At 62.1% G+C, this 13,227-nt stretch carries 9 protein-coding genes; 6 read left to right on the forward strand and 3 right to left on the reverse strand.

Annotated features, from left to right (window positions below):
• The first annotated feature begins 7 nt into the window (after positions 1-7).
• Entirely contained in the window at positions 8-3,028 is a 3,021-nt protein-coding gene (locus M0D68_RS04580; protein WP_266223885.1) for an FAD-binding and (Fe-S)-binding domain-containing protein, read from the forward strand.
• A 27-nt stretch (positions 3,029-3,055) separates the two neighbouring features.
• On the opposite strand, the gene M0D68_RS04585 is transcribed toward M0D68_RS04580, so the two are convergent.
• On the reverse strand, positions 3,056-3,976 hold the full coding sequence (locus tag M0D68_RS04585; RefSeq protein WP_280519181.1) for an AraC family transcriptional regulator: 921 nt from the start codon (positions 3,974-3,976) through the stop codon (positions 3,056-3,058).
• Positions 3,977-4,136: 160 nt separating this feature from the next.
• On the opposite strand from M0D68_RS04585, the gene M0D68_RS04590 reads away from it, so the two are divergent.
• Entirely contained in the window at positions 4,137-5,036 is a 900-nt protein-coding gene (locus M0D68_RS04590; RefSeq protein WP_211705708.1) for a DMT family transporter, read from the forward strand.
• On the opposite strand, the gene M0D68_RS04595 is transcribed toward M0D68_RS04590, so the two are convergent.
• The gene (locus tag M0D68_RS04595) at positions 5,033-5,950 is read right to left on the reverse strand and encodes a LysR substrate-binding domain-containing protein (protein ID WP_256457267.1); all 918 of its coding nucleotides are present in this window, start codon (positions 5,948-5,950) and stop codon (positions 5,033-5,035) included. The two genes, M0D68_RS04590 and M0D68_RS04595, sit on opposite strands and share 4 nt — an antisense overlap.
• Before the next feature lie 174 nt (positions 5,951-6,124).
• On the opposite strand from M0D68_RS04595, the gene M0D68_RS04600 reads away from it, so the two are divergent.
• From M0D68_RS04600 to scpB, 3 genes are all read left to right on the forward strand, one after another.
• Entirely contained in the window at positions 6,125-7,453 is a 1,329-nt protein-coding gene (locus tag M0D68_RS04600; RefSeq protein WP_211705707.1) for an MFS transporter, read from the forward strand.
• Between the two features lie 115 nt (positions 7,454-7,568).
• The gene (locus M0D68_RS04605; protein WP_266223886.1) at positions 7,569-8,828 is read left to right on the forward strand and encodes a CaiB/BaiF CoA-transferase family protein; all 1,260 of its coding nucleotides are present in this window, start codon (positions 7,569-7,571) and stop codon (positions 8,826-8,828) included.
• Between the two features lie 218 nt (positions 8,829-9,046).
• Positions 9,047-9,847, forward strand: a complete 801-nt coding sequence (scpB, locus tag M0D68_RS04610) for a methylmalonyl-CoA decarboxylase (protein WP_266223887.1) — start codon at positions 9,047-9,049, stop codon at positions 9,845-9,847.
• A 496-nt stretch (positions 9,848-10,343) separates the two neighbouring features.
• Here the strand turns inward: scpB and M0D68_RS04615 are convergent, their stop codons facing one another.
• Positions 10,344-11,759 carry an MFS transporter gene (locus M0D68_RS04615; RefSeq protein ID WP_266223888.1) on the reverse strand — a complete coding sequence of 472 codons (1,416 nt, stop codon included), beginning with the start codon at positions 11,757-11,759 and terminating at the stop codon, positions 10,344-10,346.
• 127 nt (positions 11,760-11,886) lie between these two features.
• Here M0D68_RS04615 and M0D68_RS04620 point away from each other — a divergent pair, with 127 nt between their 5' ends.
• Complete coding sequence (locus M0D68_RS04620; protein ID WP_266223976.1) at positions 11,887-12,756, forward strand: LysR family transcriptional regulator; 870 nt, start codon at positions 11,887-11,889, stop codon at positions 12,754-12,756.
• Positions 12,757-13,227 lie beyond the last annotated feature (471 nt).

A 13,227-nucleotide genomic window follows, 5' to 3' on the forward strand; every position in this document is an offset into this window, starting at 1 on the left:
CGACGATATGACGAACCCCACTTCCGCTTTACTCGTCAAGCCGATCCATCTGGTGCCGTCCGCCGCACGGCTGACGTCGCCGCTCGCGCAGCATCTGCGCAAGTCTTTACGTGGCGACGTGTTGTTCGATGCGGCGAGCCGCGGCCGTTATTCCACCGATGCGTCCATCTATCAGATTACGCCGATCGGCGTGGTGGTGCCGCGCGATCAGGACGATCTGCGCATCGCGCTGGAAATTGCACGCAGCGAGAAAGTACTGTTGCTCGCACGCGGTGCGGGCACGAGCCAATGCGGCCAAACCGTCGGCGAGGCGCTGGTGATCGACACTAGTAAGTGGCTGAACAACATCGTCGCATTCGATGCCGACGCGCGCACGGTGACCGTCGAGCCGGGCGTCGTGCTGGACCATCTGAACGCATGGTTGAAGCCGCACGGCCTGTGGTTTCCGGTCGATGTCTCGACGGCGGCGCAGTGCACGATTGGGGGAATGGCCGGCAATAACTCGTGCGGCTCGCGCTCGATCGAATACGGCAATATGGTGCATAACGTCGAAGCGATCGACGCCATTCTCGCCGACGGCAGCGAAGCGCGTTTCGCTTCATTGCGTGAGGCGCCGCAAGGCGCGCGTTTGCAGCAGATCGTCGAAGGTGTGAAGCGGATTGCTGAGCGGGAGCATGCTGAAATTGTCGAACGCGTGCCGAAAGTCTTACGTCGCGTCGCGGGCTACAACATCGACGTGTTCGATTGCCAGAACCCGCGCGCCTATACCGACGACGGCATCGCGAATCTCGCGCATCTGCTGGTCGGCTCCGAAGGCACACTCGCGTTCAGCCGGCAACTGACGCTGAAGCTCGCGCCACTGCCGACACATAAGACACTGGGCGTGGTCAACTTCCCGACCTTCTGGCAGTCGATGGATCTCACGCAGCACATCGTCAAGCTGAAGCCGGTGGCCGTGGAGCTGGTCGATCGCACGATGATCGATCTGGCGATGAGCAATCCCGCTTTCCGTCCGGTGATCGAGAAAGCGCTGGTCGGCGAGCCGCAGGCCATTCTGCTGGTGGAGTTCGCGGGCGAGGACCGCGACCAGCAACTCGCGTCGCTCAAACAACTCACCGAACTGATGGCCGACTTGGGCTTGCCCGATTCGGTCGTCGAGATGCCTGCCGCGAACGAACAGAAAGCGCTGTGGGAAGTCCGCAAAGCCGGACTGAACATCATGATGAGCATGAAGGGCGACGGCAAACCGGTCTCCTTCATTGAAGATTGCGCGGTGCCGCTCGAACACCTGGCGGAATACACAAGCCGTTTGACTGAAGTCTTTCATCGCAACGGCACCGAAGGCACCTGGTATGCACATGCGAGTGTCGGCACGCTGCACGTGCGGCCGATTCTCGACATGCGGCGCGACGGCGCGGTGAAGATGCGCGCGATCGCCGAAGAGGCGGCGGCCCTGGTGCGCGAATACAAAGGCGCATATTCCGGCGAGCACGGCGACGGTTTGTGCCGTGGCGAATGGGTAGCGTGGCAATACGGGCCGCGTCTGAATCAGGCATTCACGGAGATCAAGGCGCTGTTCGATCCGGACAACCGCTTCAATCCTGACAAGATCGTGCGTCCACCGAAGATGGACGACGCACGCAACTTCCGCTTCGCGCCAGGCTACGAAGCGCAGCGGATCGATACCGCGCTCGACTGGTCCGTATGGAACGTTGAACGCGATCCGCTGACGGGGCGGGAGACGCTGCCGGGCAGCGGCAACGATCTGTCGGGCGGTCTCGCGAAGGCCGTCGAGATGTGCAATAACAACGGCCATTGCCGCAAGTTCGATGCGGGCACCATGTGCCCGAGTTATCGCGTGACGAAGGATGAGCAGCATGTGACGCGAGGACGTGCGAATACACTGCGTCTCGCGATCTCCGGGCAACTCGGCGAAGCAGGACTCGCCAGTGACGACGTCAAGGACACGCTCGACCTATGCGTCTCGTGCAAGGGCTGCAAGCGCGATTGCCCAACGGGCGTCGACATGGCGAAGTTCAAGATCGAAGCGCGGGCGGCGCGTGTCAAACGGCATGGGCTGCGTCTGCGTGACAGGTTGGTCGCCTTCATGCCGCGCTATGCGGCAACGGCGAGTCGCTTGCCAGGATTGATGGCATTGGCCGACAACGTGCCGGTGTTGTCGGCGTGGTTCAAACGCTCGGTCGGCTTTGCGCCCGAACGTACGTTGCCGCGTTTCAAAAAATCGTTCCTGGCGAGCGCGTCGGCGGCCAAACCACCTCAAGGCGGCGCGCTGAAAGAAGTGCTGTTGTTCGTCGATACGTTCAACAACAACATGGAGCCGGAAAACGCGCGCGCCGCGCAGCAGGTGTTGGAAGCTGCGGGTTACACGGTGCACTTCAATATGCGTCAGGGCGAGCGCCCGGTGTGTTGCGGCCGCACTTTCCTCGCGGCTGGTTTGGTCGATGAAGCGAAGCAGGAAGCGCGACGTATGCTCGATCTGTTCAAGCCGTTTGTGGAACGTGGCGTGCCGATAGTCGGGTTGGAGCCGTCGTGCTTGCTGTCGTTGCGCGACGAGTTTCTGCACTACGGTTTCGGCGAAGAAGCGCGACGTCTTTCGAAACAGGCATTTCTATTCGAAGAGTTTCTGGTGCGTGAGGAAAAGGCCGGGCGCTTGCAGCTTGCGTTGAAGCGGTTGGCGAAGGAGCAGGCGCTTGTACATGGTCACTGCCATCAAAAGGCCTTCGATGCGTTCACGCCCGTGCAAACCGTGCTGAACTGGATTCCTGAGTTGAAGGTGTCGACGGTCGAGTCGTCGTGTTGTGGCATGGCGGGTAGCTTCGGCTACGAAGCCGAGCATTACGCGACATCGCAGGCAATGGCGGAATTGTCGCTGCTGCCCGCGGTGCGCAAGATCGACGGCAATACGGTGATGGTCGCGGACGGCACGAGTTGCCGGCATCAGATTCATGATGGCGCAGGTGTCGACGCAATCCATGTGGCGCGTGTATTGGCGATGGCGTTGCAGTGAGGGAGGGCGGTTGGCCGCGGTTGGCCCTTATGCCGCGCCCACCACCTGCCGATACGCCGTCGGCGCCACACCGACGCTCTCACGAAAACGATGGCTGAAATGGCTGGCGTTCGCATAGCCGCATTGTTCGGCGACCTGTGCGAGCGGCAGCCTGGTCGTGCGGAGCAGTGTGCGTGCACGTTCGAGCCGTTGCTGCGCGATCCAGGCAGCAGGCGGTAGTCCGAACGACGTGCGGAACATGCGCGCAAGATGAAACTCCGACAGCGCTGCGACACCGGCAAGCTCGCCGAGCGTGAGCGTTTGCTCGAGATGGCTCTCGATGTAGTCGCGCAAGCGCCGCCGGGTCGCAACCGACAGACCGCCCTTGAGCGACGTATCCGTGCGACGCACGCCTTGTGCGCGCAGCAGCAGACTCAACACTTCGTGCGCGGTTTCATTGGTCCGCAGGAGGCCATCAGGATCCTGCCAGTCTTCATTCGCGAGCGACTGACACAGGTGCGCGATGCGGGCGTCTTCGAAATAGGTGCGATCGGCCAGCGTCAGTTCGCGTGGCTCGCGATCGAGTTCCTGCACAGCGCGCTGCGTGAAGTGTTCGGGCAGAAAGTAAAGATGCATGAAATGCATATGGCCACGCACCCACCAGCGCGACTCATGCTCGCCGGGCAACGCACACAGCCGTGACGGCGCGCCGTAGCGTCCGGGCATTTTCTGACGCTCGGTGCGATAGCCGCCGTCCAGATAGCACGACAGCGTGTGATGGCCGGGGCGGTCATAGACGGTCTCGGCTTCCTCCGTGTCGCGGGTCCAGACGGCAATGGCGAGCCGGTCGCCGAGCCACGCGAAGCGTTCGAGATTCGCGTTGGCGCTCTGCAGCGTGTGACAAACCGACTGAAGGCCGAACGGCGTTTCGGTGGATTCGATCACAGTGGCGGGCGGTCTGACGTTCACGGAACGAGCGGGATGCATTCGATGACAGGGTAAGCGTCAGTATAGGGCGAGCGATTGCCGGCCGCTCACGCCTCCGAAAAAGTGCGCAATCCTGGACAAGTGCCGCCGCCGCCGCTGCAGCATAGTTGGGTTTCCGCTTTTTGCTGCTGCAGGCGCTGCCATGAACCTTTCGCTCTATGCCGTCACCGTGCTGATCTGGGGCACCACTTGGATCGCCATCAAATGGCAACTGGGCGCGGTGCCGCCACCAGTGTCGATTGCGTGGCGTTTCTGGATCGCGGCGCTGGTGCTGTTCGCGCTGCTGCGCATCATGCGCCGGCCCATCTGGCCGCCCCGCGCCGCTTGGCGCTTCCTCGCCGCGCAAGGCCTCGCGCTCTTCTGTCTGAACTTTCTGTGCTTCTACTATGCCGAGCAGGTGGTGCCGAGTGGCCTTGTCGCGGTGGTGTTTTCCACCGCGCCGCTGCTGAATTCGATCAACGGCCGGCTTTTCATGGGACGTCCTCTGCAACCGTCGGCGATTGCCGGGGCGGCGTTGGGGCTCGTCGGCATCGTGTGCCTGTTCGTCCAGCAGATGGCGGGACACCTGGGCGATCACACGGTATGGTTGGGACTTGCGATCGCGTTCCTTGGCACTTTGTGCTTTTCAGCGGGCAATCTGCTGTCGAGCAGGATGCAATCGATGGGTTTGCACCCGTTCGCCACCAATAGCTGGGCCATGCTGATCGGCGCCGGCGTCTTGACGGTGGGAAGCGCGCTGGCCGGCTTTTCGTTCTCTATCGAACCCGACGTGCGTTATCTCGGCGCGCTCGCTTATCTGGCGATCTTCGGCTCGGTGATCGGCTTTACCGCGTACCTGATGCTGGTCGGACGCATCGGGCCGGAGCGGGCCGCCTACTGCACCGTGCTGTTTCCGATTGTGGCGCTGGCGGCGTCGACGGTATTCGAGGGCTACCAATGGTCCGCGTTGGCGGTGCTCGGGCTCCTGCTAGTCGTTGCGGGGAATCTGGTGGCGTTCGATCTCACGCGGCGGCTCTTTGTGCGGCGGGTGAGGGCATCCTAATCCGCGGCCGTCCACTCAGGCCGCTTTCCCATGCTGTCGAACAGTTCGAGTATCGTCGCCTTGACCTTCTGCACGGCGTTGCTGAGCAAGGCCGTGTCGTGCCAGCAGAGTGACAGATCGCGCGAGAACAACCGGTGATCGACCTTGGCAAGCTTGAGCTTGTGTTCATCGAGTTCGACGTGTGCAGCCGTCCACGGCAGGATCGTCACGCCTAGTTTTGCCATCACCGCCGCGAACAACAACGCGGTGGAACTGGCCTCGAACAGAATCTCGCACGGCAGCCCGGCTTCGCGCAGCGCCCACTCGACGCGGCTGCGAATCGTATTCGGCGCGCTCGGCAGGATCAGCGGCATGCGCGCGAGTTCGGCGATCGACACCGGCTCACGCGGCATCTGAAATTCCGGCCACGCAATCAGATAGAGCGCCTCGGTGAGCAACCTCTGCGCGGCCACCCCGCGAGTTTCGACTGCATCCACCACGACGGCCAGATCCACCCTCCCGCTACCGATCAGGCTGCCGAGCTCCGCGCTCGGTGCTTCGAGCAACTCCAGCGCGATGCCGGGGTAACGGTCGCGGATTGTGCGAGCAAGCGGGATCGCCATCATCCGCGCCGTGCTCGACGGCATGGCGACCGACACTCGGCCCTGCGGCAGCTCGGCGTCCTGGCGCAGGAGTTCGCGCGTGCTGTCGGCCTGGCGCAGCAACTCGACCGCGTGTCGGTAAAGCGTTTGCCCGGCGGCGGTGGGCGCCACGCCTTGCACGCTGCGCTCGAGCAACTGCATCCCCAGATCGCGCTCCAGATTGCGCATCTGCTGGCTGATTGCGGGCTGCGCGATATGCAGCGCCTCGCTCGCGCGGGTCACGTTCCCGCACTCCACCACTTTGACGAAATACCGCAGTTGCCGCAGGTCCATGCGCGTCGCTCGCTCCTTCATCCCATAACGAAATCCGATTGAGCTAGAGAAATATCATATTTTTCGATTATCGAGCGCGTTCTTATACTCAAACCACAAAAACCGAAGCGTGCCCAGCGTGAGTTGTCTGGCGCCGCTTCAAAACGGCCGGCTGCTGCTGGTCAGGAGACGAGCATGTCGAAAGTGATCGATGCATCGACGCCCGGGCTCAAGCCCGGCCGCACGCCCCTCACCCGCGAGCAGATCGGCGGCTTCTGGGCGGTTTACTCGGGATGGGTGCTGGATGGTGTGGATTCGGTGATCTACGCCTTGGTGTTGATTCCGGCGCTCACCGAGTTGCTGCCCGTCTCGGGCATTGCCGCGACGCCCGGCAATCTCGGCATGTACGGCTCGATCCTGTTCGCGCTGTTTCTGATCGGCTGGGGGCTGTCGTTTATCTGGGGGCCGCTCGCCGACCGCTTCGGGCGGGTCAAGACGCTGGCCGCGAGCATCCTGATCTACTCGGTGTTCACCGGCGCCGCTGCGTTCGCGCACAACGTCTGGGAGCTGGCTGCGTTCCGGCTGATTGCCGGCATCGGCGTGGGCGGCGAATGGGCGCTGGCGGGTACCTATGTCGCCGAGAGCTGGCCGGAGGATCGCCGCAAGATGGGTGCGGGCTATCTGCAGACCGGCTACTACGTCGGATTCTTCCTTGCCGCTTTGCTGAACTACACGGTCGGCGCGACGTACGGCTGGCGCGCGATGTTCCTGTGCGGTCTCGCACCGGCGTTGCTGGCGATTTTCACGGTGCTCAAGGTGAAGGAGCCGGGGCAGTGGCGCAAGGCCACGCATGGCGTCGGTCAGACGAACGTCGCGGCGGTGACCAGGCGCCGTCCGCTGATGGAGATATTCGCGCCGGCTTATCGACGTCGCACGTTGACGAGTGCGAGTCTGGTGGGCGTCGCGATTATCGGCTTGTGGGCCGGGTCAGTCTACGAAGCGAGCGCGGTCGTGACACTGGCGACGCGCGCCGGCATCGACCGCGTCGGCGCTGTACGCCTTGCGTCGATCGGGGCGGCGGTGCTGTCGGTCGGGACGATTCTCGGTTGTCTCGCCGCGCCGTGGCTGGCGGAAAGGCTGGGGCGACGCACGGCGCTCGGGGTGTATTTCGCCGGCATGGCCGTGTCGATCGTGTTGGCTTTCGGCTGGGTCTTCTATTTGCCGAACGGACTCAACCTTTTCATGGTGTCGCTGCTGTTCCTCGGCTTCTTCGGCGGCAATTTCGCGATCTTCTCGCTGTGGTTGCCGGAGCAATACCCGACCCGGATACGCGCTACCGCGTTTGCCTTCAATGCGTCGGTGGGCCGCCTGCTTGGCGCCGGTGTGAACTTCCTGCTGGCTGCCGCGATTCATTGGCAAGGTTCGCTCGGCCTGCCGATTGCGTGGACCGCGGCGGCCTTTGTGATCGGCCTGCTGATCTTGCCGTTCGCTGTCGAGACCCGTCATCAGACATTGCCGGAATAGTGCTTCGTTGAACGCATCGCTCGCGTTGCTGCCGTCTTTCGTTGGACGCGGCGGGTATGGCGCAAGCGCGTCACTTGGGCTGTCCGCAACCGTCGTTAATTCGCTGGAGAAATGAATGCAAGCGTTACAAGGAATCAAGGTCGTTGAACTGAGCCGTGCGCTGTCGGGGCCGTTTTGCTCGATGGTGCTGGCCGATCTCGGCGCGGACGTCATCAAAGTCGAACCAGGCCCGGGTGGCGATATGAGCCGAACCTGGGGGCCGTTCGACCGGGGCGTGAGTACCTACTATCTCTCCTGCAACCGCAACAAGCGCGGCGTGTGCATCGACTTCCGCAATCCGGAAGGACTGGCCGCGGTTCACCGGCTGATCGACGATGCCGACGTGGTGATCGAGAACTTCAAGCCCGGCACCATCGAGAGCATGGGGCTCGGCTATGACGTGCTCAGCGCGCGCAATCCGCGGCTGGTGATGGGCAGCATCAACGCGTTTGGCGCCGATGGTCCGATGAGCGGCTGGCCCGGTTTCGACCAGATCGCGCAGGGTTATTCCGGCCTGATGAGCCTGACCGGTTTCGCCGAAGGCGACCCCACGCGCACCGGCACCGCGATCGGCGATCTGAGTTCGGGCATGTGGCTCGCGATGGCGATACTGTCCGCGTTACTGGAGCGCGAGCGAACCGGGCGCGGCCAGCATGTGAGCACATCATTGCTCGCAAGCCTGGTGGGCCTCTTGAGCGTGCATGGCCAGCGCTACCTGAGCCTTGGCGACATTCCGCGCCGTACCGGCAACGCGCATTCGGTGATCGCACCGTATGGCGTATTCGAAACCGCCGATGGTCCGCTCAACATCGCGCCGATTACGTCGGACATGTGGTTGCGCTTGTGCCAGTTGCTCGAATTGCCCGCGTTGCCGGACGATCCACGCTTCGCGACCAATGAGGCGCGTGTCGCGCATCGCGATGAGTTGAAGGCTGCATTGGAAACGCGTTTGAAGACGCGCGGCAAACGGGAGTGGACCGAGTTGTTTATCGGCGTGGGCTTGCCTGCCGGCCCGATCAATACCTTGGACGAAGTGTTCGACGACCCGCAAGTCCAGCATTGCCGGTTGGTGGAAACGGTCGAGCATCCGACGCTCGGCGCGTTGCGTCAGGTCGTGACGCCGGTGTCGAGTTCGGCAGTAAAGGGCGATTCTTCGCATCACGTCAGCCGTCATGCGCCGCCGAGCCTTGGCGAACATACTGTCGATGTATTGCGCGAGGCGGGTTTCGATGAGGGCTCGATTGAGGCGTTGATTGCTGCGAAAGCGGTGCATCAACAGGGTGGCTATGGTTCGCCGGAGAAGGTATCGGCACGTATGGCAGGGGCTACACAATGAGTTTGATGCAAAACTCAGATTATCCGGTGGAAGTCACGCAATGAACACGCCTAAAAACTTCGAACTCGCGGCGCGAGCCACGCTGTGAATCCGACGCAAAATTCGGAACAGGGCTGTTAGAGTCGCGCAATAAGCATGCCGAAAAAGCTTGAAATACGCTGCGGGAGTTACGCGATGAGCAGGCCGAAAACTTTGGAACACGCTGCAGAGGCCATACGATGAACACACCGAACACATCGCCGTTTACGGTAACGGTCGATATCGTAGATGAACGGATCGCACGCTTGACGTTCAGTCATCCTACCCGCAGGAATGCCCTCAGCGCGGAGTTGCTGCACGCGCTCGACGCACACCTTGTCGATCTCGCGACACAGCGCATACCGGTCGTGATACTTGGCAGCGGCATCGGGCAGGACGTCTGGAGCGCGGGCCACGACCTTGGAGAGTTAGCGGATGACCGCGATCCGATTGCCTACGGCAAGCCGCTGGAGCAGACGTTGCGCCGCGTGCGCGCTTACCCGGGCGTAGTAATCGCGATGGTGTCGGGCTCAGCATGGGGCGGCGCCGTCGATCTGGCGATGAGTTGCGACCTCGTTATCGCCGACGAAAGCGCGCGCTTCGCGATGACGCCGGCGAACATCGGCTTGCCCTATACGACAAGCGGCCTGCTTCGTTTCTTCAACAACTTGCCGATTCACGTATTGAAGGAAATGTTCTTCAGCGCGTTGCCACTCGATGCCGCGCGCGCCGAGCGCTTCGGCGTCATCAACCGCCTGGTCGACAGCGATCGACTGGAAGCAACGGCGCTTGAAATGGCGCGCGGAATCGCAAGCAAGGCGCCCTTGGCGATCCAGGCCGTGAAGGAACAACTGCGGATACTGGAAGACTTGCAACCGATGCCTGTGCAAGCGATGGAACAGATTGCAGAACTGCGTCGGCAAGCATGCGAAAGCGCGGATTTCAGCGAAGGGCTAGCGGCGTTTTCAGAAAGACGTCCACCGGTGTTCAAGGGCAAATGAACACGACGTTCACCTGAGCGAATGACGTTGTTCGAGGGGAGTGGTTCAAGCAACGGTGATGTCCTGAGCGATCGCGCTTGCACCGCCAGCGTTAAAGGTGAGTCTTTCCGGGAGCGAAGAAATAAACGAAAAACACCATCGGTGAGCTTTTCCGGGAGCGAGAAAAGCGCGAAGCGCGTACCCGCAAGCGCTTCGCTGGTAATCCACATGCGCCAAAATTCAGTGAGTGGTTTTATGAATGGCTCTTCGGCGCGCGCAGCGCCGCCGCAAGTATGACGCCCTTGTCGCAAGAGCATGTAGTGGCACGAACACAGATTCCAGATGCACCACTACCGGTAGCAAGCTGCGGGACCCACTTAGCAGGGGCTTCTAGCCGCTTTCTTTGCTTATCTTTCTTTGCGGCGGCAAAGAAAGTAAGTGCCGCCCCGCACAGGGGCAACGCTAATAGACCACTACCAAAACAAGGAAAGGCACCAAACCCAGATCAAGGAAAAGCTCAACGCTGCGGACGCAGAACCACAGGCGCACACGCCGCCAAAATCGCCGCCCCGGCATAAGTCACCAACCCCATCGCAGCAACCCACCACAACGCAATCGAAACATGCGGCGCCAAAATCATCGCCGCACCGGCAATGGCGACGCCAACGAGCCCTCCGGCCTGCCGCAACGCGTTCAGCAACCCAGACGCCACGCCAGCCAATTCACCAGGCACCTGTTCCAACACAGTAGAAATCATCGGCGGCACCGACAACGCAGTCCCACCCCCGAACATCACCATCGCCGCATAAGTAAAAAACCAGGGCGCCCGCCATTCCAGACTAACAGCCAGAGCCGGCACGGCAACAGCAGCCAACACGAGCCCAGTAGTCATAAACTGCGTCGCAGTAAACCGCCCATGCAACCTACCCACCACCACATTCCCGATCGACAAACTCCCCGCCAGCGGCAACAACGTAAGCCCAATCTCCCGCGCGTTAAACCCAAACTCGCCATGCAGATAAAGACTCAACTCAAACAACAACCCAAAGTAGCCGACATAAACGAGCGTCCCCATAGCATTCATCGTCACGAACATCCGATTACGGAACCACTCAACCGGCACCATCGGATGCTGCGCACGCCGCTCGACAACAACAAGCGTCAACGCAGCTAGCACGGCAAGCACCGCCGCCCCCCACACCTCTCGCGCGGCGATCCCCCGCGACGGCAACTCAATCGCCGCATAGCAGAGCGCGCCCAATGCGACGATGCTCGCCAACTGCCCACCCCAATCGAAATGACGCCCAACGCTGCGCGTCGAGTGACGCACCACGACCCAAGCTCCCGCAAAGGCAACGAGACCAGTCGGCACATTGATCAAAAACGCACTGCGCCAGCCGAACCCTTGCACAAGGAGGCCGCCCAACACCGGCCCAATCGCCGCCGCGACCGAGGCAATCCCTGCCCACGTCGCGATGGCGCGCCCGCGCTCGACGGGGTCGTCGAAGGTGCTGCGCACAATGGCGAGCGACGCCGGCAGAAATAACGCCGCACCGCTGCCCTGCACGAAACGCGCGACCACCAGCGCACCGACGTTCGGCGCCAGCCCGCAAGCCGCCGAGGCCGCGACGAACAACGCCAGGCCCCACAGATACACCGCCTTCGCGCCGAAACGGTCGGACGCGACGCCGCCCGCGAGGATCAGCGCGGCAAAGCTCAGCGTGTACGCATCGACGATCCACGCGAGACCGCCCACGGACGCGCCGAGGCTAACGTGCATAGCAGGCAGGGCGACATTGACGATGGTGGTGTCGAGCACGGCCATGAACATGCCGCTCGCCACCAGCGCGAGCGTCAGGCGCGGACGCCGGGCGGCCCGCTCCGAGTCGGCTAGCTTGGTAGGCAGCGGTTGTTCAGCGGTGCATTCGGTCATTACACATCCTCGGGCTAAAACTGCAATTGAATCGATCGACGAAGTCTAGTCACATACGCGAATGCAATAAAGCAGTGATTGCGCATGTGTATGATGCAAATATGCATGACGGACAGCGCAGCCAATGATCAACTGGGACAACGCACGATTTTTTCTCGCCGTGGCGCGCACAGGTACGCTGCGCGGCGCGGCGGCGCAACTCGATGTCGATCAGGCAACGGTCGGCCGACGGATCGCGGCGCTCGAAGAAACGCTTTCGACGACGCTGTTTCTGCGCACCCCCGCCTTGTTCGTGCTGACGCCTGCCGGCGAAGCCCTGCTCGGGGCGGCCGAGACGATGGAGCAGGCTGCCTTGTCGATCGAACGGCGAATTGCCGGACTCGACGATCAGCTGGCCGGCACGATCCGCGTCGCCACAACGGATTCGCTCGGCAAACGCTTCGTCGTGCCGGCCATCGCCAAGGTACGGCGGGCCCATCCGGGCATCGAGATCATCTGCGTGACGTCCGCGCAGATCGCCAATCTGACGCGGCGCGAAGCCGACGTGGCGATCCGCACGTTGCGGCCCGACGCACCCGACCTGATCGCGCGCAAGCTCGCGCAATTGGAGGTCGGTATTTACGCGTCGCGCGAATACGTTGCGGCACGCGGCGAGCCGCGGGAAGGCGAGGCGTTCGATGGGCACGATCTGGTGATGTATCAACAGCCGGCCTCGCCGTCGATGCGGGCGGCGTTGTGCGGTGAGCCGACTTCGCGCGGGCGTCTCGTGTTCCAGACGCAATCGACTGCGATGCTGTTCGAGGCTGTCCTTGCCGGCTTCGGTATCGCCGAGCTGGCATGTTTTCGCGCCGACTACGAACCGGAGCTGGTGCGCGTGATGCCGCATCGCGCGGAGCCCTTCGATGTCTGGGTGGTCGCGCACGCCGATCTCTACAAGAGCGCGCGGATGCAGGTGCTGATTGCGGCAGTGGCAGAAGAATTCGCGCAGGCGGGTTGAGGCGCGTTAATGCGCTTCAAGACGTATTCGCACGTCGAAGGGTTTAGTGTGACGCCGTATTGAAGTCGTTTAGACGCTGCGTATCCAGCACCGGCCACAACGGCGGATCGGCCAGCGGCGGCGCGCACCTGCCAGGGCTTTTGCCGCACAGAGTTGCAGTTGTTCGCGGAGATTGTCGGTGAGGAAGGATCGATTGAACGCGAGGAGCATGTGCTCGCCGGCGCGCGGCGCTGTACCTATCGCGTGAAGCTCAAGAGCAAATAGCGCTGCATTACAGCGCATGTTTATGCGCTTCGAATTGTTTAGGCGATTAACTGCTTACCGCGAATTTTTTGCGAATAAATTTCCGCTTTTTCCATGCGAGGATAAAACGCCAACAACGTTCATGTATGTGCGATAGCTAGTCGATCCGCATACAGGCGATAGCGCGCCGCACACGCCGGCCGTGCGCGCTTCGCATCTCGCAAGGAA

It is taken from the genome of Paraburkholderia sp. SEWSISQ10-3 4 (assembly GCF_030464785.1).
Taxonomy (GTDB): domain Bacteria; phylum Pseudomonadota; class Gammaproteobacteria; order Burkholderiales; family Burkholderiaceae; genus Paraburkholderia; species Paraburkholderia aspalathi.

Coding starts and splice junctions, on each gene's coding strand:
- M0D68_RS04615 (WP_266223888.1), bottom strand. CDS start 11,759: ATGACCGAATGCACCGCTGAACAACCGCTGCCTACCAAGCTAGCCGAC.
- scpB (WP_266223887.1), top strand. CDS start 9,047: ATGAACACACCGAACACATCGCCGTTTACGGTAACGGTCGATATCGTA.
- M0D68_RS04600 (WP_211705707.1), top strand. CDS start 6,125: ATGTCGAAAGTGATCGATGCATCGACGCCCGGGCTCAAGCCCGGCCGC.
- M0D68_RS04595 (WP_256457267.1), bottom strand. CDS start 5,950: ATGGACCTGCGGCAACTGCGGTATTTCGTCAAAGTGGTGGAGTGCGGG.
- M0D68_RS04590 (WP_211705708.1), top strand. CDS start 4,137: ATGAACCTTTCGCTCTATGCCGTCACCGTGCTGATCTGGGGCACCACT.
- M0D68_RS04580 (WP_266223885.1), top strand. CDS start 8: ATGACGAACCCCACTTCCGCTTTACTCGTCAAGCCGATCCATCTGGTG.
- M0D68_RS04605 (WP_266223886.1), top strand. CDS start 7,569: ATGCAAGCGTTACAAGGAATCAAGGTCGTTGAACTGAGCCGTGCGCTG.